Annotated in this window: 21 protein-coding genes; 11 read left to right on the forward strand and 10 right to left on the reverse strand. The window is 60.7% G+C overall.

What is annotated here, in order from left to right:
• The 10 genes from L6D63_RS15270 to L6D63_RS15315 all read left to right on the forward strand — a co-directional run.
• Window positions 1-441, forward strand: a 441-nt coding sequence (locus tag L6D63_RS15270) for an Lrp/AsnC family transcriptional regulator (protein WP_236170353.1), incomplete at its 5' end; no start/stop codon positions are given.
• A gap of 206 nt (window positions 442-647) precedes the next feature.
• The gene (locus tag L6D63_RS15275) at window positions 648-2,330 is read left to right on the forward strand and encodes a flavin monoamine oxidase family protein (protein ID WP_047297002.1); all 1,683 of its coding nucleotides are present in this window, start codon (window positions 648-650) and stop codon (window positions 2,328-2,330) included.
• A gap of 12 nt (window positions 2,331-2,342) precedes the next feature.
• A complete protein-coding gene (locus L6D63_RS15280; protein WP_047297004.1) occupies window positions 2,343-3,137 on the forward strand; it encodes a carbon-nitrogen hydrolase family protein in 795 nt (264 codons plus the stop codon).
• Between the two features lie 48 nt (window positions 3,138-3,185).
• Complete coding sequence (gene pqqF, locus L6D63_RS15285; RefSeq protein WP_131670539.1) at window positions 3,186-5,603, forward strand: pyrroloquinoline quinone biosynthesis protein PqqF; 2,418 nt, start codon at window positions 3,186-3,188, stop codon at window positions 5,601-5,603.
• Window positions 5,604-5,759: 156 nt separating this feature from the next.
• Window positions 5,760-5,834, forward strand: coding sequence for a pyrroloquinoline quinone precursor peptide PqqA (gene pqqA, locus L6D63_RS15290; protein ID WP_003422658.1), 75 nt, complete (start codon window positions 5,760-5,762; stop codon window positions 5,832-5,834).
• An 81-nt stretch (window positions 5,835-5,915) separates the two neighbouring features.
• The gene (gene pqqB / locus L6D63_RS15295) at window positions 5,916-6,827 is read left to right on the forward strand and encodes a pyrroloquinoline quinone biosynthesis protein PqqB (RefSeq protein WP_041070011.1); all 912 of its coding nucleotides are present in this window, start codon (window positions 5,916-5,918) and stop codon (window positions 6,825-6,827) included.
• A gap of 135 nt (window positions 6,828-6,962) precedes the next feature.
• Window positions 6,963-7,715, forward strand: coding sequence for a pyrroloquinoline-quinone synthase PqqC (pqqC, locus tag L6D63_RS15300; RefSeq protein ID WP_131670540.1), 753 nt, complete (start codon window positions 6,963-6,965; stop codon window positions 7,713-7,715).
• Window positions 7,712-7,987 carry a pyrroloquinoline quinone biosynthesis peptide chaperone PqqD gene (gene pqqD, locus L6D63_RS15305; protein ID WP_041070005.1) on the forward strand — a complete coding sequence of 92 codons (276 nt, stop codon included), beginning with the start codon at window positions 7,712-7,714 and terminating at the stop codon, window positions 7,985-7,987. Before pqqC ends, pqqD begins: the two co-directional genes overlap by 4 nt.
• A complete protein-coding gene (gene pqqE / locus L6D63_RS15310; protein ID WP_047297010.1) occupies window positions 7,959-9,131 on the forward strand; it encodes a pyrroloquinoline quinone biosynthesis protein PqqE in 1,173 nt (390 codons plus the stop codon). Before pqqD ends, pqqE begins: the two co-directional genes overlap by 29 nt.
• Window positions 9,097-10,908, forward strand: coding sequence for a S9 family peptidase (locus L6D63_RS15315; protein ID WP_080963316.1), 1,812 nt, complete (start codon window positions 9,097-9,099; stop codon window positions 10,906-10,908). The genes pqqE and L6D63_RS15315 overlap by 35 nt, the downstream gene beginning before the upstream one ends.
• Window positions 10,909-11,056: 148 nt before the next feature.
• Here L6D63_RS15315 and L6D63_RS15320 read toward each other — a convergent pair whose 3' ends face one another.
• Both L6D63_RS15320 and L6D63_RS15325 read right to left on the reverse strand, forming a co-directional pair.
• A complete protein-coding gene (locus L6D63_RS15320) occupies window positions 11,057-11,215 on the reverse strand; it encodes a YqaE/Pmp3 family membrane protein (protein ID WP_003228885.1) in 159 nt (52 codons plus the stop codon).
• Window positions 11,216-11,411: 196 nt separating this feature from the next.
• Window positions 11,412-12,695: an aspartate aminotransferase family protein gene (locus L6D63_RS15325; RefSeq protein ID WP_131670541.1), complete on the reverse strand. Its 1,284-nt coding sequence runs from the start codon at window positions 12,693-12,695 to the stop codon at window positions 11,412-11,414.
• A gap of 169 nt (window positions 12,696-12,864) precedes the next feature.
• Here L6D63_RS15325 and L6D63_RS15330 point away from each other — a divergent pair, with 169 nt between their 5' ends.
• Window positions 12,865-13,794, forward strand: coding sequence for a LysR family transcriptional regulator (locus tag L6D63_RS15330; RefSeq protein WP_121187517.1), 930 nt, complete (start codon window positions 12,865-12,867; stop codon window positions 13,792-13,794).
• A gap of 227 nt (window positions 13,795-14,021) precedes the next feature.
• Here L6D63_RS15330 and L6D63_RS15335 read toward each other — a convergent pair whose 3' ends face one another.
• The 8 genes from L6D63_RS15335 to bioF all read right to left on the reverse strand — a co-directional run bounded on the left by L6D63_RS15335 (window position 14,022) and on the right by bioF (window position 23,342).
• Window positions 14,022-15,800: an acyl-CoA dehydrogenase C-terminal domain-containing protein gene (locus L6D63_RS15335; protein ID WP_131670542.1), complete on the reverse strand. Its 1,779-nt coding sequence runs from the start codon at window positions 15,798-15,800 to the stop codon at window positions 14,022-14,024.
• A 189-nt stretch (window positions 15,801-15,989) separates the two neighbouring features.
• Window positions 15,990-17,279: a GGDEF domain-containing protein gene (locus L6D63_RS15340; RefSeq protein WP_131670543.1), complete on the reverse strand. Its 1,290-nt coding sequence runs from the start codon at window positions 17,277-17,279 to the stop codon at window positions 15,990-15,992.
• 191 nt (window positions 17,280-17,470) lie between these two features.
• The gene (locus L6D63_RS15345; RefSeq protein WP_041069986.1) at window positions 17,471-19,276 is read right to left on the reverse strand and encodes a phenylacyl-CoA dehydrogenase; all 1,806 of its coding nucleotides are present in this window, start codon (window positions 19,274-19,276) and stop codon (window positions 17,471-17,473) included.
• Window positions 19,277-19,552: 276 nt separating this feature from the next.
• Window positions 19,553-19,849 carry a hypothetical protein gene (locus L6D63_RS15350; protein ID WP_041069983.1) on the reverse strand — a complete coding sequence of 99 codons (297 nt, stop codon included), beginning with the start codon at window positions 19,847-19,849 and terminating at the stop codon, window positions 19,553-19,555.
• A gap of 108 nt (window positions 19,850-19,957) precedes the next feature.
• Window positions 19,958-20,638 (reverse strand): dethiobiotin synthase, encoded by a 681-nt coding sequence (bioD, locus tag L6D63_RS15355; protein WP_047297020.1) that lies wholly within the window; start codon window positions 20,636-20,638, stop codon window positions 19,958-19,960.
• A complete protein-coding gene (gene bioC, locus L6D63_RS15360) occupies window positions 20,635-21,447 on the reverse strand; it encodes a malonyl-ACP O-methyltransferase BioC (RefSeq protein ID WP_121187519.1) in 813 nt (270 codons plus the stop codon). Before bioC ends, bioD begins: the two co-directional genes overlap by 4 nt.
• The gene (locus tag L6D63_RS15365; RefSeq protein ID WP_131670544.1) at window positions 21,440-22,171 is read right to left on the reverse strand and encodes an alpha/beta fold hydrolase; all 732 of its coding nucleotides are present in this window, start codon (window positions 22,169-22,171) and stop codon (window positions 21,440-21,442) included. The genes bioC and L6D63_RS15365 overlap by 8 nt, the downstream gene beginning before the upstream one ends.
• Complete coding sequence (gene bioF, locus L6D63_RS15370) at window positions 22,164-23,342, reverse strand: 8-amino-7-oxononanoate synthase (RefSeq protein ID WP_131670545.1); 1,179 nt, start codon at window positions 23,340-23,342, stop codon at window positions 22,164-22,166. Before bioF ends, L6D63_RS15365 begins: the two co-directional genes overlap by 8 nt.
• Window positions 23,343-23,400 lie beyond the last annotated feature (58 nt).

Raw genomic sequence — 23,400 nt, forward strand, 5'->3', positions numbered from 1 at the left:
GCCCTCGACGAAATCGACCGCCAGCTGATCGCCGCCCTGCAAATCAACGCCCGTGAAAGCGTGGCGATGCTTGCCCGGCAACTGGGCATTGCGCGCACCACCGTGACTTCACGGTTGGCGCGGCTGGAGAAGGCCAAGGTGATCACCGGTTATGGCGTGCGTCTGGGGCAGCGCGTGGTCGATGGCGGGTTGCAAGCGTATGTCGGGATCAAGGTGCAGCCGCGTTCCGGCAAGGAAGTGTTGCGCCGGCTGAGCGCGATGGCGCAGGTGCAGCAGTTGTGTGCGGTGAGTGGCGAATTTGATTATGTGGCGTGGTTGCGCACCGACTCGCCGGAGCAGCTGGATCAGTTGCTGGATCAGATTGGCAGTGTGGATGGGGTGGAGAAGACCACGACCTCGATCATTTTGAGTAGCAAGATTGATCGGGGGCAGCCGGTTTGAATGTGTTGGCTGAGAGGGACTCTTCGCGAGCAGGTTCGCTTCTACACCTGGTCGGTATGCAGTCACCCATCGTCATATTGATCAGTTAAATGGCAAAACGACGACACATTGCGTCTTATTAACGTGTTCCAGGCTCCCTAGAATGGCTGGCATCTTTTCCTATACTCAGACGCGCGTCCTGCGTCGGGTCGCCAACAGGGTCAGCCATGAACAAGAACAATCGCCATCCTGCAGACGGTAAGAAACCCGTCACCATTTTCGGCCCGGACTTTCCGTTCGCGTTTGACGACTGGATCGAACACCCGGCCGGTCTCGGCAGCATTCCTGAACACCACCATGGCGCTGAAGTGGCGATTGTCGGCGCCGGTATCGCTGGTCTGGTGGCCGCGTACGAGCTGATGAAGCTCGGCCTGAAACCGGTGGTATACGAAGCTTCGAAGCTCGGTGGACGCCTGCGTTCGCAGGCGTTCAACGGTACCGACGGCATCGTTGCGGAACTGGGCGGCATGCGTTTCCCGGTGTCCTCCACGGCGTTCTACCACTACGTCGACAAGCTTGGCCTTGAGACCAAACCGTTCCCGAACCCGCTGACGCCAGCCTCCGGCAGCACGGTGATCGACCTGGAAGGTAAAACCCATTACGCACAAAGCCTGAAGGATCTTCCTGCCCTGTTTCAGGAAGTGGCTGACGCCTGGGCGGATGCGCTGGAGGCGGGCTCGCAGTTCGCCGATATCCAGCAGGCCATCCGTGACCGCGATGTGCCACGCCTCAAAGAACTGTGGAACAAACTCGTGCCGCTGTGGGACGACCGCACGTTCTACGACTTCGTGGCCACCTCCAAGGCCTTCGCCAAACTGTCGTTTCATCACCGCGAAGTGTTCGGTCAGGTCGGTTTCGGCACCGGCGGCTGGGATTCGGACTTCCCCAACTCGATGCTGGAAATCTTCCGCGTGGTGATGACCAACTGCGACGATCACCAGCACCTGGTGGTCGGCGGTGTGGAGCAAGTGCCGCAAGGCATCTGGCGCCATGTACCGGAGCGCTGCGTGCACTGGCCACAAGGCACCAGTCTGAAATCCCTGCACCGTGGCGCGCCGCGTTCCGGCGTGAAGAAAATCGCCCACGCGCCGGACGGCCGTTTCGCTGTCACCGACAACAACGGCGACACCCGCGAATACGCCGCCGTGTTGACCACCTGCCAGAGCTGGCTGCTGACCACCCAGATCGAATGCGACGAAACCCTGTTCTCGCAGAAGATGTGGATGGCACTGGATCGCACGCGCTACATGCAGTCGTCGAAGACCTTCGTCATGGTCGACCGCCCGTTCTGGAAGGACAAGGACCCGGAAACCGGTCGCGATCTGATGAGCATGACCCTCACCGATCGCCTGACTCGCGGCACCTATTTGTTCGACAACGGTGACGACAAGCCGGGCGTGATCTGCCTGTCGTATTCGTGGATGAGCGACGCGCTGAAAATGCTCCCGCATCCTGTTGAAAAACGCGTAGAGCTGGCGTTGAACGCGCTGAAGAAGATCTACCCGAAAGTCGATATCGCCGCGCGGATCATCGGCGATCCGATCACCGTGTCGTGGGAAGCCGATCCGTACTTCCTCGGCGCATTCAAAGGCGCCCTGCCCGGCCACTATCGCTATAACCAGCGGATGTACGCGCACTTCATGCAGGACGACATGCCAGCCGAGCAGCGCGGAATCTTCATCGCCGGTGACGATGTGTCGTGGACCCCGGCGTGGGTCGAAGGCGCGGTGCAGACGTCGCTCAACGCAGTGTGGGGCATCATGAAGCATTTCGGCGGTTCGACACATAAAGAGAACCCGGGCCCGGGTGATGTGTTCAAAGACATCGGCCCTATCGCCCTGCCCGAGTAAGAGGAATCCCCGATGCGTGTAGCCCTTTACCAATGTCCACCGCTGCCCCTGGACCCCGCCGCCAACCTGCATCGCCTGCAGCAACTGGCGATGGAAGCCAAGGGTGCCGACCTGCTGGTGCTGCCGGAAATGTTTCTGAGCGGCTACAACATCGGCAAGGAAGCGGTCAGCACCTTGGCCGAGGTCTACAACGGCGAATGGGCGCAACAGATCGGTCGAATCGCCAAAGCCGCCGGGCTGGCGATCGCTTACGGATACCCCGAGCGCACGGCCGACGGGCAGATCTACAACGCCGTGCAGTTGATCGACGCGCACGGCGAGCGCTTGTGCAATTACCGCAAGACCCACCTGTTCGGTGATCTGGATCGGTCGATGTTCAGCCCCGGGGAGGATGACTTTCCAATCGTCGAACTCAACGGCTGGAAAATCGGTTTCCTGATCTGCTACGACCTGGAGTTTCCGGAGAATGCGCGGCGTTTGGCGTTGGCCGGCGCCGAGCTGATTCTGGTACCGACGGCGAACATGATTCCGTTCGATTTCATCGCCGACGTCACCGTGCGTTCCCGCGCCTTCGAAAACCAATGCTACGTGGCGTACGCCAATTACTGCGGACAGGAAGGCGAGATTCACTATTGCGGGCAAAGCAGCATCGCTGCGCCGGACGGCAGCCGTATCGCCCAGGCCGGCCTCGATGAAGCGTTGATCGTCGGTGAGCTGGATCGGCAGTTGATGGCCGATTCCCGCGCCGCCAACCGCTACCTCAACGACCGTCGCCCCGAGCTTTACCACGCGTTGAACAAGCGCTGACCCTACGCAATCCGCTAGCATGGGCACTTCACTGTTCTGGAAGTGCCCATGCCTGCGCCGACTCACACCCGCCCCCACACTGAAACCCTGGCCAACGGCTTGCGCGTGACCCTGCGTCAGGTGCCCGGTTTGAAGCGCAGTGCCGCTGCATTGCGGGTGGCCGCCGGTAGTCATGACGTGCCGCTGGAGTGGCCGGGACTGGCGCATTTTCTCGAGCATTTGCTGTTTCTCGGTACCGAGCGATTTCCTGCGAGTCAGGCGCTGATGGCCTACGTGCAAAGTCACGGTGGGCAGGTGAATGCCAGCACCCGAGAACGCACCACCGATTTCTTTTTCGAACTGCCGACCTCCGCCTTCAGTGCCGGGCTTGAGCGTCTGTCAGACATGCTCGCCCATCCGCGTATGAATCCGGACGATCAGTTGCGCGAACGCGAAGTGCTGGACGCGGAATTTGTCGCGTGGTCGCAAGATCCCACGGCTCAGCAGGAACTGGCGCTGTACGAGGGATTGCCGGCCACACATCCGCTGCGCGGGTTTCATGCGGGAAATCGCGACAGCCTGAAAGTTGAGTTACCAGCGTTTCAACAGGCGCTGAAAGATTTCCACCGGCAGTTTTATCGCACCGGGCAAATGACGCTGAGCCTGGTCGGACCGCAGAGCATTGAGGCGTTGCGCATACTGGCGCAGCAGTTTGCCGCGGCGCTGCCGGTTGGGGATAAGGTCGAACAGGCAGCGACCCTGCCTTTGGCGGTGAACAGTTATCAACAGGTCGGCGAGCGAAGCAGCCATCTGCTGTTCGCTTTCGAAGCGCTGCCCGACTCGTCCGCCGAAGCACTGGCGTTTCTCTGCCATTGGCTGAACAGCGCCAAGCCCGGCGGTTTGCTCGCCCATTTGCAGCAACAACGCCTCGCGGACGGTTTGAAAGCGGTGCCGCTGTATCAGTTCGCCGGGCAAGCGCTGCTGCATCTGCAATTCACCACCCCAGCCGAATCCTTCAGCGCCATTCGTGAACAGTTTCTGGACTGGTTGAGCTTCTTTGCCGCGCAACAGGACTGGGCAGCGCTACGCGAGGAATACGCCAAATTGCTGGAACGTCAGCAGCAAGTCAGTGGCGCACTGCAACTGGCGCGCCGCGACAGCGAACAGCTTGAACACGGCTTGTCGGAAAACGGCGTGTCCGCCCTCAAACACATCCTGCGCGACATCGGCGTTGTGGATAACTTCAGCGCGCATTGGCATCGGCCTGCCGCCAACCCATTCCTCGGTTCCAGCGAACCGCTGGCCAACGCCGGGCTGATCCGCGGCCAGACCAGCGCCCATCGTGGATTACGCACTTTCGCTCAGGATCGCTCGCGCGGGCGGCGTGAGCGTTCACCGATGCAGTTCAGTCAGGCGCTGCCGGACCACACTGATCACGGCGCGATCTACTTGCGTTGGCAAACCGCAGCGCAGGCTGGCGTCGATCTGCAAAGCAAGCTGCAACGCAGTCTGCAGGAAACTCAGGAAGATGCACGGCAGGCCGGCGTCGAAATCGCGTTCAGTGCCACCGGCACTCAGTGGCTGCTGAAACTGACGGGACTGCAGGAGCCGATGCCCGGTGTCCTGGAACACGCGCTGAAATGTCTGACGCAAATCGACGCCGATTCAGCCAACGCTGGGCCGGAAGCGCCGTTGATACCGATCCGTCAGTTGCTCAAGGCGTTACCTGAACATTGCCTGCCATCGGCCGTCGAGTCGAACGACGCCAGACAGGTGTGGACAACGTCGCGCTGGGACGGACTGGCGCTTGGTCTCAACGCAAAAACTCAATCGGCCATGGGTCTGGCCCTGAGCCGCATCCCCGGCACACCGGACAATCAACTGCCGACAGTGCCGACGATCACTACGCAACATTTGTGGAGCCACATCGACACCGCCCCCAGCGAGCATGCGCTGCTGCTGTTCTGCCCGACCGCAGGCCACGAAATCGCTGACGAAGCCGCCTGGCGACTGCTCGCGCAGCTGTGCCAGACCCCGTTCTATCAGCGCCTGCGCGTCGAATTGCAATTGGGCTACGCGGTGTTCAGTGCCTTGCGGCAGGTGCATGGTCAGAGTGGATTGCTGTTCGGTGTGCAGTCGCCAGAGACTGCGCCCGTTGAGCTGCTCGGTCATATTCAGCAGTTCCTCAAAGACATTCCTGCGCTGATCGAAAACCTCGACGACGTGCATTTCACCCAGCAACGCCAGTCACTCGCCGATCAGTTCGATGAGCGTCAGCTGTCCGGCAAAGACGCCGCCGAATTGTTGTGGCAGGCCAGACTCGCGGGCCACTCGTCGGATTATCTGGCACAACTGCACACGGCCATTGGTGAACTGCAACGCTCGGCATTGCTGGCGGCAGCGCAGCGCTTGCTCAACGCCGAGGGCGGCTGGCGCTGCCTGGCCAGCGAATCGTCACCCGGCGCACCGTGGCAAGCGACAAAATGATCATTACCAAGGCTGCAAGGAGCTTTCTCAAAGATTCACGGGCAATACCGTTGAAATTTTGAGTAACATAGCAGCCTAACTATTTGGAACATCCTTGCGCTGCCGTGGACTATAACTATGGACAGCGCTATCCCACCCACCCTGAAGGAGACACCCATGTCCTGGACAAAACCGGCTTACACCGACCTGCGTATCGGCTTCGAAGTCACCATGTACTTCGCCAGCCGCTGAGTTCTGCCTACGCAGACTTGCAGTGCAACGCCTCGGCTCGCCGGGGCGTTTTATTTTCAGCGTTGAAAGATGGGAGCGTTCATGTTCGTCCAGATTCTGGGTTCGGCCGCCGGTGGCGGATTTCCGCAGTGGAACTGCAACTGCGTCAATTGCGCAGGCTTTCGCGACGGCAGCCTGAATGCCAAGGCCCGCACCCAGTCGTCCATCGCGATTTCCGACGACGGCGTGAACTGGGTGCTGTGCAACGCCTCGCCAGACATCCGCGCGCAACTGCAGAGCTTCGCGCCAATGCAACCGGGCCGCGCCCTGCGTGACACCGGGATCAGCGCGATCATCCTGATGGACAGCCAGATCGACCACACCACCGGCCTGCTCAGCCTGCGCGAAGGCTGCCCGCATCAGGTCTGGTGCACAGACATGGTTCACGAGGATTTGAGCACCGGTTTCCCGCTGTTCAAGATGCTCACCCACTGGAACGGCGGGTTGAACTGGAACCGCATCGAACTCGACCAGAGCTTCACCGTCGCTGCCTGCCCGAACCTGCGCTTCACTCCGCTGCCATTGCGCAGCGCCGCACCGCCGTATTCGCCGCACCGTTTCGACCCGCACCCGGGCGACAACATCGGCCTGATCGTCGAAGACCTCAACACCGGCGGCAAACTGTTCTATGCACCGGGCCTGGGCAAGGTCGACGCGCCGCTGCTGGAAATCATGGCCGGCAGCGACTGCCTGCTGGTGGACGGCACGCTGTGGGATGACGATGAAATGCAGCGCCGTGGCGTCGGCACCCGCACCGGTCGTGAAATGGGCCACTTGGCGCAGAACGGCCCCGGCGGCATGCTCGAAGTGCTGGAGCAGTTGCCTGAGCAACGTAAAGTGCTTATCCACATCAACAACACCAACCCGATTCTCGATGAGGATTCGCCGGAGCGCGCGGAGCTCGCGCGGCGTAATGTTGAAGTGGCGTTCGATGGCATGAGTATTGTGCTGTAGCGGATGGCCCCATCGCTGGCAAGCCAGCTCCCACAGTGTTCTGTGTTGTACACAAAAACTGTGGGAGCTGGCTTGCCAGCGATGACGTCCGACCAGACACCCAAGATTTTAACGGTTGTTCCCCGGAGAACCGCAATGACCGACACCCCGCTGTCCCCCACCGAATTCGAAGCCGCACTGCGCGCCAAAGGCGCCTACTACCACATCTACCACCCGTACCACGTGGCGATGTACGAAGGGCGTGCCACCCGCGAGCAGATTCAGGGCTGGGTCGCCAACCGCTTTTACTATCAGGTGAACATCCCCCTGAAAGACGCGGCGATCCTCGCCAATTGCCCGGATCGCGAGATCCGTCGCGAGTGGATTCAACGCCTGCTCGACCACGACGGCGCCCCCGGTGAAGACGGCGGGATTGAAGCCTGGCTGCGCCTCGGGCAAGCAGTAGGCCTCGACCCGGATCAGTTGCGTTCCCAGGAGCTGGTGCTGCCCAGCGTGCGTTTCGCTGTCGATGCCTACGTCAACTTCGCCCGCCGCGCCAGTTGGCAGGAAGCCGCCAGCAGCTCGTTGACCGAGCTGTTCGCGCCGCAGATCCACCAGTCGCGCCTCGACAGCTGGCCGCAGCATTACCCGTGGATCGACCCGGCCGGTTACGAATATTTCCGCACCCGCCTCGGTCAGGCGCGGCGCGATGTCGAGCATGGTCTGGCGATCACGCTCGGGCACTACAAGACCCGCGAGGGTCAGGAGCGCATGCTGGAAATTCTCCAGTTCAAACTGGACATTCTTTGGAGCATGCTCGATGCCATGAGCATGGCTTACGAACTGAACCGCCCGCCGTACCACAGCGTCACCGAACAACGGGTCTGGCACAAAGGAATCACCTTATGAGTTTCGATCGCAGCAAGATCCCGACCTGGCGTCCCGGCTACCGCTTCCAGTACGAACCGGCGCAAAAAGGCCACGTGCTGCTCTACCCCGAGGGCATGATCAAGCTCAACGACAGCGCCGCGCTGATCGGCGGTTTGATCGACGGTGAGCGTGATGTCGCGGCGATCATCGCCAAACTCGATGAGCAGTTCCCCGGCGTGCCCGAACTCGGTGACGACATCGAGCAATTCATGGAGGTTGCCCGTGCGCAACACTGGATCGAACTTGCCTGAGACATCGGTGCAAGTACCGCCAAAACCTGAAGTCGGCCTGCCGCTGTGGCTGCTCGCCGAGCTGACCTACCGCTGCCCGCTGCAATGTCCGTACTGCTCCAATCCGCTGGATTTTGCCGAGCAGGGCAAAGAGCTGAGCACCGAGCAGTGGATCAAGGTGTTCCGCGAAGCGCGGGAGATGGGCGCAGCGCAATTGGGGTTTTCCGGTGGTGAGCCATTGGTGCGCCAGGATCTTGCCGAGCTGATTCGTGAAGCGCGGCAGCTGGGTTTCTACACCAACCTGATTACCTCGGGCATCGGCCTGACCGAGCAGAAGATCAGTGACTTCAAGAAGGCCGGTCTCGATCACATCCAGATCAGTTTCCAGGCCAGCGACGAGCAGGTGAACAACCTGCTCGCCGGCTCGAAAAAGGCTTTCGCGCAGAAGCTGGAAATGGCTCGCGCGGTGAAGGCCCACGGCTATCCGATGGTGCTGAACTTTGTCACCCATCGGCACAACATCGACAAGATCGACCGCATTATCGAGCTGTGCATCGCGCTCGAAGCGGACTTCGTCGAGCTCGCCACCTGCCAGTTCTACGGCTGGGCCCAACTCAACCGTGTCGGCCTGCTGCCGACCAAGGAACAACTGGTGCGTGCCGAACGCATCACCAACGAATACCGCGCCAAACTGGAAGCCGAAGGACATCCCTGCAAGTTGATTTTCGTCACCCCGGATTACTACGAAGAACGCCCGAAAGCCTGCATGAACGGCTGGGGCAGCGTCTTTCTGACGGTGACTCCGGACGGCACCGCCTTGCCCTGTCATGGCGCCCGACAGCTGCCGGTGCAATTTCCCAATGTGCGCGACCACAGCATGCAGCACATCTGGTACGACTCGTTCGGCTTCAACCGCTTTCGCGGCTATGACTGGATGCCCGAGCCGTGCCGCTCCTGCGACGAGAAGGAACAGGACTTCGGCGGCTGCCGCTGTCAGGCGTTCATGCTCACGGGGGACGCGAATAACGCCGATCCGGTGTGCAGCAAGTCCGACCATCACGGCGTGATTCTCAAGGCCCGCGAAGAAGCCGAGACCGCCACCCAGACCATCGAACAACTGGCCTTCCGTAATGAACGAAACTCACGCCTCATCGCCAAGGGCTGAGCCTTTCAGCGCCACCCAGGCCGTCGCCGCCGGAATGGACTTCGCCGAACTGCAACTCGGTGCCAACGGTTTATTCTGGAATGAATATCGCCCCGAAGACGCCGCGTGCCGGATCTGGCACTGGCGCGACGGCGTGGCGAAATGTCTGACGCCGAATGGCTTCAGCGTGCGTAGCCGGGTGTACGAATATGGCGGTGGCGCGTTTTGTCTGACGCCGGACGGGGTGGTTTTCGTCAATGAGGCGGATCAGCAGTTGTATCGGCAGACGCTGGATGGCGCGCCCGAGGTGCTGACTTCTGGCGAGTGTCGTTATGGCGATCTGCATTGTGCTTTCGGCCAGGTACTGGCGGTTGAGGAGCAGCAAGATCAGCATCGACTCGTCGCCATTGATCTGGCTGACGGTACCCGGCATTTGCTGGCTGAAGGCGCGGATTTCTATGCCGCGCCCACCATCAGCCCGGATGGCCGACGTTTGGCGTGGATCGAGTGGAGCCGGCCGCATCAGCCGTGGACTTCAACTCGCTTGATGGTGACTGAGCGTCTGACCGACGACGCATTTGCGCCCCCGGTATGCGTGGCTGGCATCGAGCGTGAAGAGTCGATCCAGCAACCGCGATTCGACACTGAAAATCGCTTGTACTGCCTGACCGATCGCGGCGGTTTCTGGCAGCCGTGGGGCGAAACGTCCGACGGTTTGCAGCGACTGCCCTGCGCCGAGGCCGATCATGCGCCCGCCCCTTGGCAAATGGGTGGCTGCACTTGGTTGCCGGTGGGTGATTCGTTTCTGGCGAGCTGGACCGAGGGCGGTTTTGGTCGCCTGGCGCTCGACGGCGACGACTTCACCGGCGACTACAGTCGTTTCCGGCACCTGGCGCTGGATCAGCAACTCATCTATTGCATCGCCGCCTCGCCAATCAGCCCCTCGGCGGTGATAGCCATTGACCGTTCCAGCCGCGAAGTGAACGTGCTGGCCGGTGGTATTGCGCCACTGCCGACGGAGCGCATCAGTCGTCCGCAGACCTTGCGCTACCCGAGCGGCAGCGGTGAGGCTCATGGGTTCTTTTATCCGGCAATGAACGACGAAGCACAGCCACCACTGGTGGTGTTCATCCACGGCGGCCCGACCTCGGCCTGCTACCCGATGCTCGACCCGCGCATTCAGTACTGGACGCAACGCGGTTTTGCTGTCGCCGACCTCAACTACCGCGGCAGCAGCGGTTATGGCCGCGAATACCGTCAAGCGTTGCATCTGAGCTGGGGCGAGGTGGACGTCGAGGACGCCTGCGCGGTGGTGGCGTATCTGGCCAGACAAGGTCTGATCGACGGCGAGCGCGCGTTTATCCGCGGCGGCAGCGCGGGGGGTTACACCACGTTGTGTGCGCTGGCGTTTCATCAGGTGTTCCGCGCGGGCGCCAGCCTCTACGGCGTCAGCGACCCGGTGGCACTGGCCCGGGCGACGCACAAATTTGAAGGCGATTATCTCGACTGGCTGATCGGCGATCCCCAGCAGGACGTCGAGCGCTACGCCGCACGCACACCTTTGCTACACGCGAACAACATCCGGGTGCCGGTGATCTTCTTTCAGGGTGAACTGGATGTCGTGGTGGTGCCGCAACAGACCCGCGACATGGTCACGGCGCTGGAACGCAATGGCATCCCGGTCGAGGCGCATTACTACGCCGAGGAGCGCCATGGCTTTCGCCGGGCGGTGAATCAGGCACATGCGCTGGAGCAGGAGTGGACGTTTTATCGGCGGGTGATGGGGTTGGCGGACTGAATACCGCACTTTTTTCAAAATGACGCCGCCCCCATCGCGGGCAAGCCCGCTCCCACAGGTTCTTTGGTGTACACAAAATGTGTGACCTACCGAAAACACTGTGGGAGCGGGCTTGCCCGCGATAGCAATCTATCTCGCGCCGCTGAACTCAGCGTTTGGCGATGATATACACCGCATGCACGATCCCCGGGATATAACCACACAACGTCAGCAGAATGTTCAGCCAGAACGCCCCGCCGAACCCGACCTGCAGAAACACACCCAGTGGCGGTAACAGAATGGCGATGATGATACGAATGAAGTCCATGGGTCAGCTCCTGATTGGGGGTTGGCTCACTTGAGCCATACAAGCTAATCGACCTGCGCCGTTCGTCAGGGTTCAGTGCAAACGCCATTTGATCGCCACTATCGGGCATAAAAAAACGCCCCACGCCAAAAGAATCAGGCGTGAGGCGTGCGTTACACCGCGAGACGGTTCTTGAAATCGGGCAGGAAACTTCAGTTCAGACGGCAATCCCTTTGCGGCATTGCAGTTGCGCGGTGCGCACCCGCGAAAAGGCGCGGGCCAGGCGCAGGAGCATTTCGTCGATATTGGCCTTGCTGACAGTGAGTGCCGGGGTGAAACGCAGGCAATCGGCTTGCGGCGCATTGAGCAGCAGGCCTTCATGCAGGGCGGCACTGACTACGGCATCGGCGCAATCCTCTGACAGGCTCAGTCCCCAGAACAGGCCTTGACCACGCAGTTCGCCATGGCCGTAACGGTGCGCCAGACGCGCAAGTCCCTCGCGCAAGTGCTGACCGTGGTCTTTGACCTGTTCGAGAAATGCCCGGTCCTGCACGCTGTCGAGCACCACCAGACCGGCCGCGGTCATCAGTGCGTTGCCGTGATGAGTGCCGCCCAGTTCCCCGGCATCAAAGCAGCAGGCCTTGCTTCGGGCCAACAGCGCTGCCAGCGGCACACCACCACCGAGGCCCTTGCCGAGTACGACAATATCGGCGCGCACACCGTAGGACTGCTCGGCGAGCAAACTGCCGCAGCGGCCGATACCGGTCTGCACTTCGTCGAGGATCAGCAGAATGCCCAGTTCGCGGCACAGCCGTTCAACGCCTTTGAGGTAATGCTCAGTGGCCGGAATAACCCCGGCATCGCTCTGAATCGGCTCGAGCATGATCGCCACGGTTTGCGCATCGACAGCCGCGTGCAGCGCCGGCAAGTCGTTGAATGGCACCAGATCGAAACCTGGCAGCAGCGGAGCGAAACGGTTGTGCAGGTTGCAACTGTCTGACGCGGAAATCGTCGCCAGACTACGGCCGTGACAACCTTGTCTGGCAACAATGATCCGCGACGCCCCACCACGATGCAGTTGGCCCCACTTGCGCGCCAGTTTGATTGCCGCTTCACAGGCCTCGCTGCCACTGTTGAGCAAGTAAGCCTGGTCGCTGGAAGTGCTGGCACACAAACGTTCGGCAAGGTTGAGCATGCCGCGATTGTGCAGATTGAAACCAGGATTGATCAGTGCCTGAGCCTGACTGGCAATCGCTTTGACCAGCGCCGAGGGGCTGTGCCCGAGGCTGTTGGCACCGCCGGCCTGGGAGAAGTCGAGGTAGGCGCGATCATGACTGTCCCACAGCCAGGAACCCTGACCACGAACGAACACCTGCAGCGGGCGCTCGACGCTGGGCATCAAGCGCTCGGCATTCAGACTGTCGCCTGCCCCGGAGGGATGGATCTCGAACGCAAGGTCATCAAGACTCGGCGCCTGGCGCCGCAAACTGAACAGATTCATTGAAAAAAACCTCGTTTGAGGTTTTTTGAACTGCCTATGCAAACACTGTCGAAGCAAACGCTATTCATCGCGCTCTTTGGCCCTGTAAGCCTTGTAATTGCGGTTAGACTAGGCTCACAGCGGGCTTCGGGCCATTTCGATTTACCAGCATTTTCGATAAGCATTACTTATGGATTTCAAACAACTGCGTTATTTCGTCGCGGTCTACGAAGAAGGCCATGTGGGCCGGGCCGCTGAGCGTCTGTCGATCTCGCAACCGGCGCTCTCGCAACAGATCCGCCAGCTCGAGCAGAACCTCGACGTCACCCTGTTCGAACGCAGCAGCAAACGCCTGCTGCCGACCCTCGCCGCGCACACCCTGTACAACCACGCTCTGCCACTGCTCGATGGATTGCAGCGAGCGCGCGAGGCCTTGGGCAATTTCAAGGGCCAGGCTTTGCGCACCTTGGCGATCGGCGTACTGCAAACCGTGCACACCAGCCTCGTCCCGCAAATGCTCGAGCGGGTGCGCAAGGCGCAGCCGCATCTGGTGGTGCAGATTTACGAGCTGACCGGTCTGGAGATCGAGCGCCGCCTGCTCAACGGCTCGCTGGATATCGGCATCAGCTACCTGCCACCGCGACAACCCGGGCTGCATGGCGTGATGCTGTATGAAGATGAGCTGACGTTGGTGATCCCGGCGGATCATCCGCTGCGTGAATTCAAGAAGGTCTCGATGCGACAGGCAGCGGAATTGCCGATGTTGCTGCTGGGCGAAGAGTTTCAGATCCGGCAGATCTGGCAGGCGCAACTGACCAGCCTGGGGCGACGCCCGCAAGTGCAGGCCGAGCTGAACAATATGCTGGGGATTCTCGACAGTTTGCCGCACACCAAACTGGCGACGGTGCTGCCCGGGCGCTCACAGAGGGAATACGACGATCAGGATCTGCTGTGGAAACCGCTGAGCGAGCCACGGGTGCCCCTGCAGGTTGGCCTGGTGTGTCGCGATGTGCAGCGCCAGCAGGCGTCTTTGGCATTGCTGCGCACGTTGCTGGAAGAGGTGATTCAGCGTGAAGACAAACCGCTGAAAGCCGCGCCACCACTGGATCCGTTGCCCTGAAAACTTTTCTTCAGACAAAAGAAAACCCCGCCGAAGCGGGGCTTTGCAGACTGTTTCCCTGACATCCATTTCACTCCGCCACCCTGGCAGAATCCTACGTGTCCGTGTTGTTGCTTTGCGCTTCCTGCGCGACGTCCATGAGTTGTAGATTAGCTGTGGATCCAATCTACGCCTATGGGAGAACAGCAGCACGTCATGTAAGAGAATGCTTACATGACGTTACATCATCAGAACTGCTCAGCACTCAGCAGGAACAGCGACTCGCTGCCGGCCTTCACCGATGCGCTCAGCGAGTGGATACGCGGCAGCAGACGGGCGAAATAGAAGCGCGCGGTGCCTAGTTTGCTGGCGTAAAAATCGTCCTGCGCTTCTTTGCCCAGCGCGGCTTTCGCCATCAATGCCCACATGTAGGCATAAGCGGTGTAGCCGAACGCTTGCAAATATTCGACCGAAGCCGCGCCGATTTCGTTCGGATTGGTTTTCGCCCGATCCAGCAGCCACGCTGTCAGCTCGTCGAGGGTGCTGACGGCATCGTTCAATGGCTTGGTGAATTCGCCGAGGTCAGCACTGGCGGTCGCGGTGAAGTGGCGGATCTCGTCAGCGAACAGCTTGTAGAACGCGCCGCCGCTGCCGACGATCTTGCGCCCGACCAGGTCCAGGGCCTGAATGCCGTTGGTGCCTTCGTAGATCTGGGTGATACGCACGTCACGCACCAGTTGCTCCTGACCCCACTCGCGGATGTAACCGTGGCCGCCGAAAATCTGCTGGCCGTGAACGGTGGTTTCCAGGCCCAGGTCAGTGAGGAATGCCTTGGCCACCGGGGTCAGCAACGCGACCAGATCTTCTGCGCGCTTGCGGGTGGTGGCGTCTTCGCTGAATTTGGCGGTGTCGAGTTGCATCGCCACGTAAGTGGAGAAGGCGCGACCGCCCTCGTTCGAGGCTTTCATGGTCAGCAGCATGCGACGTACGTCAGGGTGGACGATGATCGGGTCGGCAACCTTGTCCTTGTTCTGCGCGCCGGTCGGCGAACGGCTCTGCAGACGATCGCGCGCGTATTCGACGGCGTTCTGATAGGAGCGCTCACCGCTGGCCAGGCCTTGAATGCCGACGCCCAGACGTTCGTAGTTCATCATGGTGAACATCGCCGCCAGGCCCTTGTTCGGCTCGCCGACCAAATAACCCACGGCTTCGTCGAAGTTCATCACGCAGGTCGCGGATGCCTGGATGCCCATCTTGTGTTCGATCGAGCCACAGTTCGCCGGATTGCGTGCGCCCAGACTGCCATCGGCATTGACCATGAACTTCGGCACCAGAAACAGCGAAATGCCTTTCGGACCGGCCGGGGCGTCCGGCAGTTTCGCCAGCACCAGGTGGATGATGTTCTCGGTGAGGTCGTGCTCACCGCCGGTGATGAAAATCTTGGTGCCGCTGACCTTGTAGGTACCGTCAGCCTGCGGTTCGGCCTTGGTGCGGATGATGCCCAGGTCGGTGCCGGCATGCGGCTCGGTCAGGCACATGGAACCGGCCCAGATCCCGGCATACATGTTCGGCAGGTACGCGGCTTTCAGCTCTTCGCTGGCGTGGGCGTTGATCGACAGGCAAGCGCCGGCAGTCAGCATCGGGTACAGACCGAACGACAGGCTGGCGGAGTTGACCATTTCTTCGACCTGCGCCGAAACGGCTTTGGGCATGCCCATGCCGCCGTAGGCCGGATCGCCACCGACACCGACCCAGCCGCCCTCAGCGTAAGTCTGATAGGCCTGCGGGAAACCGGCCGGCGTGGTAACGGCGCCGTCCTTCCAGTGGCAGCCTTCTTCATCGGCAGCACGGCTCAGAGGCGCGATGCTTTTGCTGGTGACCTTGCCGGCTTCTTCGAGAATGGCTTCTACGGTTTCTGCATCGACAGTCTCGGCCAAGGCCGGCAGTTCGGCCCAGAGTTTGGCGACTTCGAATACTTCATTGAGGACGAAGCGCATATCGCGCAGCGGCGCTTTGTAGTCAGCCATGGCAAACCTCGCAAGATCTAAACAGGTGATTCGTGGAAGAGTGTTTTCGTTGAGGCCGAGTGTACCTCAACAACTTTTGCGACACATAGGGTCAACCGGTGACTGATTTGTTATTTTTGGTCACTGACATTCAGCGATAAAACAAAGCCCGCAATCAGCGGGCTTTTGAGCGATGGCGTGTGGCTTGATTCAGCCAGCGGCGCTGTCCATGCGCACCGCGCCGCGACGGTTCTGACCGAACGCCATGACGCAGTTACGCCCGGCACCCTTGGCGCTGTACAACGCCTGGTCGGCAGACTTGAGGACTTCTTCCGGGGTGCGCTGCTCGACGCGTTCGGCGACACCGATACTGATCGTGACCGAGACACTGGAAGCACCGCTGCCGCCACGCCGCTGGCGACCTTGCTGGTCATCTTGCGGACGGTTTTCCTGATTACGCAGCTGAATGTTGTAGGAAGCAATCGACTCGCGGATCACCTCCAGGTGCGGCATGCATTCCTCGAGGGTTTTGCCCGCAAACACCAAGGCGAATTCCTCACCACCATAGCGATATGCCCTGCCGCCACCGCTGATTTTCGACAGTTTGCTCGCGACCAGGCGCAGCACCTGATCACCAACGTCATGACCGTGAGTGTCGTTGAATTTCTTGAAGTGATCGACGTCGCTCATCGCCAACACATAATTGCGGCCCAGGCGCTGCATGCGCTCATTAAGCGCGCGCCGCCCCGGCAAACCAGTGAGCTCATCGCGAAAGGCCATTTGGTAGGCCTCATGCGCCACGGCGGCGGCAATCATCAGCATCACCTGACTGCACATGATGTTCAGGGTGAACGGCAGGATGAAGGTTTTCGGCAGCATCCAGAACAACCCGAGCAAGCCGACCAGTTGCGCCGCATGCAGCGGGCGCGGGTTGCGCCAGTATTGCCAGGCCAGCAACAGGAACGCCGAGAGAAACACCGGATAGGACATCTGGATCAGGCTCATCCAGGCGCCGTGCAGCGCTGGCCAGCGGATTTCCGAGAGCCACATCAGCAACGCCTGGGGATAACTTTGCTCAAGGCCGAGGGCGACGCTGCCAAAGGCCAGCAGCACGGCGAATCGCGCGACCATGTCCTGAAACAGATGGGTGCGCTCCTGCCACGCGGCGAACAGCCCGAACAACAGCGGCAACAGCAGACAGACAAGGTGGAACACCACGGCGGCGTCTTCGCGCACTTTGCCGTTATCGCGGTAATAGTCAGTCTGGGTGTCGAGCAGAAAGTAGGCGATGTACACCGTGAGCATCAGAAACAGTTCGCGCTGACGCCGGTAAACCGCACAGTAAGCGCCGCCCAACAGCAGCACCAGGGTCGGCAGCACGTTGAACAGTGAAGTAAAGAATACGTTGAGGTCTTTGACGTACGCAGCCGCCAGCCCCGCGAGCAACAACAGGAGTGAAGGCAGGAAATGACTGAAACGTACAGCGGAAGAACGCGGCAAGGGTAAAGCTCCGACCCGTCATATCAAAGAGATGGCATTGTGCCTGCAATGTGGTCAGTTAAGCACACACAATGTGATCCAGATCACAGGCAGTCTCTTTAACGGCAGAAAAGCCGGGTTGCTGAGCGATTCAGCAACAAAAAAACCGCTGCCCCCGGAGGAGCAGCGGTTTGGTCAGACCGCGTTGAGGCTTAGTAGCCCAGTGCGAAGTCTTCTTCTTTCATGTCCATCAGGTTATTGGCGCCCGACAGCATGGTGGCCACGTGGGTACGAGTACGTGGCAGGATGCGCTGGAAGTAGAAGCGCGCGGTTTGCAGCTTGGCAGTGTAGAACGCCTCGTCGGTGGTGCCGGCAGCCAGTTTTTCAGCAGCCAGGCGCGCCATGTCAGCCCAGAAGTAGGCCAGGCAGGCGTAACCGGAGTACATCAGGTAGTCCACGGAGGCCGCGCCGACTTCTTCACGGTCTTTCATGGCTGCCATACCGACCTTCATGGTCAACTCGCCCCACTCTTTGTTCAGTGCAGCCAGCGGTGCAACGAATTCTTTGACGGCTTCATTGCCTTCGTTGTTCTGGCAGAACTTGTGAACGATCTTGGTGAAGCCTTTCAAAGCCTCGCCTTGAGTCATCAGCACTTTACGGCCCAGCAGGTCGAGTGCCTGGATACCGGTGGTGCCTTCGTACAGCATCGAAATGCGGCTGTCGCGAACGTTCTGCTCCATGCCCCACTCGGCGATGAAACCGTGACCACCGTAGATCTGCACGCCGTGGTTGGCGGCTTCGAAACCGACTTCGGTCATGAACGCCTTGGCGATCGGCGTCATGAACGCCAGCAGTGCGTCGGCCTTCTTCTTCTCTTCTTCGTCGACGCCGTACTTGACGATGTCGACCTGTTTGGCGGTGAAGTACACCATCGCGCGGTTGCCTTCGGCGAAGGCCTTCATGGTCAGCAGCATGCGACGTACGTCAGGGTGCACGATGATCGGGTCAGCGGCCTTGTCCGGCGCTTTCGGGCCAGTCAGAGAGCGCATTTGCAGACGGTCGCGAGCATATTTCAGGCCGCCCTGGAAGCCGATTTCGGCGTGGGCCAGACCTTGCAGCGCGGTACCCAGGCGTGCGGTGTTCATGAAGGTGAACATGCAGTTCAGGCCTTTGTTCGCCGGGCCGATCAGGAAACCGGTGGCGCCGTCGAAGTTCATCACGCAGGTCGCGTTACCGTGGATACCCATCTTGTGTTCCAGCGAACCGCAGCTCACTGCGTTGCGCGCACCGATGGTGCCATCGGCGTTCGGCAGGAATTTTGGAACGATGAACAGGGAAATGCCTTTGGTGCCAGCCGGTGCGTCCGGCAGGCGGGCCAGTACGATGTGGACGATGTTGTCGGCCATGTCGTGTTCACCGGCCGAGATGAAGATCTTGGTCCCGGAAACCTTGTAGGAGCCATCGGCCTGAGGCTCGGCCTTGGTGCGCAGCATGCCCAGGTCGGTGCCGCAGTGCGGTTCGGTCAGGCACATGGTGCCGGTCCACTCGCCGGAAACCAGTTTGGTCAAATAGGCTTCTTGCTGCTCAGGGGTGCCGTGCTCGGAGATGGTGTTCATCGCGCCGTGCGACAGGCCTGGGTACATGCCCCACGACCAGTTGGCTTCACCGACCATTTCGCTCACAGCCAGACCCAGCGACTCCGGCAGGCCTTGACCGCCGTGCTCGACGTCGTGCGCCAGGCTTGGCCAGCCGCCTTCTACGAATTGCTTGTAAGCCTCTTTGAAGCCAGTCGGGGTTTTCACACCGGACTCGCTCCAGGTGCAGCCTTCGAGGTCGCCCACGCGGTTCAGCGGTGCCAATACCTGCTCACAAAACTTGGCGCCTTCTTCGAGGATGGCGTCAACCATGTCCGGCGTTGCTTCGGAGCAAGCTGGAAGGCTCTGATAGTGCGCTTCGTAGCCGAGCAGTTCGTCACGAACGAAGCGAATATCACGCAAGGGGGCCTTGTAGTCAGGCATAGCGATAAACCTCTGCTGATGTAACCGGGAATGAACGACCGCGTTGATTTGTTGTGACGGTCAAACAGTTGTTTGAAACATACGTTTACGCCGAAATCTTGTCAAGCGTCGATCTTTTGCCGTTCGTCATGACTTTTTTCAAACGCCGGACACAGCAAACGGCCATGGACTGAAAAGCGCCACGGGCAATGAAAAAAGATTAGTTGAGGGAGAAGGACTTACAACGAAAAACGCCGCGACAAAGCGCGGCGTTCAGCAGGCAGGGACCGCGAAAAATCAGGCAAACGTATCAATGATCGTCCCGAGCATTTCATCGGAAGCCTTGGCGACCTTGGTGCCCAGTTCCACCTGGAACTTGCCTTGGGCCATTTCGGCCATGGCGCTGCCCGGATCCATTTGCTGGCTGCGGTCGATACCGCGCAGGCGATCAACCTGCGCCTCGGAAGACTGGCTGGTAACCGAACGCTCGATCGTATTATTGGCGATCTGGCTGGCGGCCTGATCGACACGATTCTGCCCGGTTTGAATGGTGCTCAAACCCGCATAAAAAGCTGTGTTACCGGTGATTTCCATGGGAGTTCTCATCCTTGGGAAGGATCAATGGTTGCCATTGAAGCAGAGGCGTCAGAAAAACACCCGTCAAAAATACTGATGGCACAGTGCCCTGTCATAGCAAAAGCATTAGTCCAGCAGATCGAGCTGCAAGTGGGCAGCCACCGCTTCGGCATTGAGTGCCTTGAGTTTCGGCACGCGCCCCAGACACGGCGCCGGCAGCCGTTCGGCCAGCGTCGCCAGATTCTCTTCCAGCCGCGACGTCTTCGGATCGATGATATTCGCCACCCAACCGGCCAGTTGCAGACCATCGCGGGCAATTGCCTCGGCCGTCAGCAAGGCATGACTGATACAGCCCAGGCGCACGCCCACCACCAGAATCACCGGCAGCTTCAACGCGATGGCCAGATCCGACAGATTGTCCTGATCCGCCAACGGTACCCGCCAGCCACCGGCCCCTTCAATCAAGGTGAAATCGGCATTCAGCGCCAGAATTTCGCGCATCGGTGCCAACAGCGATTGCACGGTCAGCGCGACACCCGCCTCGCGCGCCGCCAGATGCGGCGCGATGGCCGGCTCGAACGCCACCGGATTGACCTGTTGATAAGTCAGCGGCACCGAACATTCAGCCAACAACGCCAGCGCGTCAGCATTACGCAAACCCTTGGCGGTTACCTCGCACCCCGAAGCCACCGGTTTGCCCGCCGCCGTACTCAGCCCCGCCAAGCGCGCAGCATGCAGTAACCCGGCAGCCACGGTGGTCTTGCCGACATCGGTGTCAGTCCCGGTGATGAAATAGGCTGCGCTCATAAGGGTTTCTCCAACACCGCGTAAACCACCTGGTAAGTCGCTGGCAATCCCTGCGACTGACGGAACTGTTCGTACGCCTCGATCAGGCCGAAGATCCGCGCCCGCCCGGTCAAACCGCCCGGCCGCCCGGGGTTCAGATTGTGCGCACCGAGCGCCTTGAGTTCGTGGGTCAGGCTGCGCACATCCGGGTAGTGCAGCACATGCGCCTGGTTCCGCAGACTCACCGTACGCAAGCCGCTGGCGGCACACAACTGCTCATACCGGACGAATTCACGGAAGCGGTTGACGTGCACCAGCCCATCGACCTGCCGCCAACTGTCGCGCAATTCGTACAACGTCCCGACACAAAGACTAGCAAACGCGAAAATCCCGCCCGGCTTGAGCACACGAAAAGCTTCGCTGAGCACCGATTCGAAGTCCGCACACCACTGCACCGCGAGGCTGGAGAAGATCAGCTCGCAGGTCGAATCCTGCAATGGCAGACGCTCCGCATCACCCGCGATGAAATGCTGCGCGCCGCCCAGTGGCCGTGCGTGATTGAGCATGCCCTCGGCGATATCCAGTGCCAGCCCCTGCCCCTCGACATATCGCTCGGCCAATGCGCGAGTGAAATAGCCGGTGCCACAGCCAAGATCCAGCCAGCGTGACGGCAGAAAATCTTCCGGCAACCGCTGCAGCAACTGTGAGCCGACATCACGCTGCAATTCGGCAACACTGTCGTAGCTGGCCGCCGCACGGGAGAAAGAGGCCGCGACCTGGCGCTTGTCGGGCAAGCCGCCGGGCAGCGCAACTAGAGACAAATCAGTCATCACCGCACTCGTGTAGAAAAGCCTGGATCGCACCCGCCACGCCATGGGGGTCTTCCAGAAGAAACGCATGACTGGCCTGTTCGATCAGACCAATTTCGATATCCGGCAACAGGGCGAACAACGCCCCCGCCGCTTCCGCCGGCACCAGGCCGTCCTGCCCGGCGAACAGGTGCAACTGCGGGCCGCGAAACGCCTGCAACGCTTCCCGGGTATCCAGTTGGGCGAGCAGTTCCAGCCCGGCCAACAAGGTTTCGGGGGCCGTATTTGGCGCGCCGCCCAGCATCAGCCGCGACAAACCGCGCGGCTCTTGCGCGCCCTGAGCACACAACAACGAGAACCGTTTGAGGGTCAGCCGTGGATCGGACTGGCAGCCGGCAAGAAATGCATCGAACGTCTCGCCCGGCATCGCACTCGGCCAATGCTCGTGAGCCATGAAAGAAGGATTGCTCGCCAGCGTCAGCAGACCGCAGCAACGCTCGCCGCGCCGTGCCGCCAATTCGGAGGCAAGCATGCCGCCCAGCGACCAGCCGCCCAGCCACACATCCTGAGGAATACGTTCATCGAGATCGTCGAGCCACTCCTGCACGTCGCTTGAATCAAGCTCGGGCAACGGCTCGATCTCGACATACAGATGCTCGTCGAGTCCCTGTAACGCTGCGGTCAAAGGCTCCAGCGGCGAAATACCAAGGCCCCAGCCCGGCAGCAGAATCAGACGATCACGCATGGCTTGGCTCCGGCGGCAGTTGGGCAAAGCAATCGGCCAGTCCTTCCAACAATAGCTGCACCTGCGCCTCGCTGTGGGCAGCGGTCAGGGTCACGCGCAGGCGTGCGCTACCCGCCGGGACAGTCGGCGGACGGATTGCCGTGACCATCAAGCCGCGCTCGCGCAGCATCTGCGACAGGCGCACGGCGCGACCGGCATCGCCGATCAGGATCGGCTGGATCGGGGTGAAGCTGTCCATCAATTGCAGACCGATCTGCTCGGCGCCGTGGCGGAACTGGCGGATCAGCGTCTGCAGATGTTCACGACGCCAGTGTTCCGTGCGCAGTAGTTCCAGACTTTTCAGCGTTGCGCAGGCCAGCGCCGGTGGCTGGCTGGTGGTGTAGATGTAGGGCCGGGCGAACTGGATCAGGCTTTCGATCAGCTCCTCACTGCCGGCGACAAAAGCACCCGCCGTGCCGAACGCCTTGCCGAGGGTGCCGACCAGCACCGGCACATCGTCCTGACTCAGGCCGAAATGCTCGACGATTCCGCCACCATTGACGCCGAGCGGGCCGAAGCCATGGGCATCATCGACCATCAGCCACGCGCCCTTGGCCTTGGCTTCCCGGGCCAGCGCGGGCAGATCGGCGATGTCGCCGTCCATGCTGAACACGCCATCGGTGACCACCAGCGTGTTGCCGGTAGCCTTCTCCAGACGCTTGGCCAGGCTGTCGGCGTCGTTGTGCAGATAACGATTGAAACGCGCGCCGGACAACAGACCGGCATCCAGCAACGAGGCGTGATTGAGGCGGTCTTCCAACACCGTATCGCCCTGCCCCACCAGTGCCGTGACCGCGCCGAGGTTGGCCATGTAGCCAGTAGTGAACAACAAAGCACGCGGCCGGCCAGTGAGATCGGCGAGGGCTTCTTCCAGCGCGTGATGCGGGCCGCTGTGGCCGATCACCAGATGCGACGCTCCGCCACCGACGCCCCAGCGCTCGGCACCGGCGCGCCAGGCTTCGATCACTTGCGGGTGATTGGCCAGGCCGAGGTAGTCGTTATTGCAGAACGCCAGCAACGGCTGACCGTCGACCACCACTTCAGGCCCCTGCGGGGACTCGAGCAACGGCCGCTGGCGATAGAGATGTTCAGCACGGCGGGCAGCAAGGCGTGCGGCGAGATCGAAAGACATGCAGGCCTCACATCTGAAAAATGACTGTGTAGAAGCTGCCGAAGGCTGCGATCTTTTG

The organism is Pseudomonas parakoreensis, from assembly GCF_021602155.1.
Classification (GTDB): Bacteria; Pseudomonadota; Gammaproteobacteria; order Pseudomonadales; family Pseudomonadaceae; genus Aquipseudomonas; species Aquipseudomonas parakoreensis.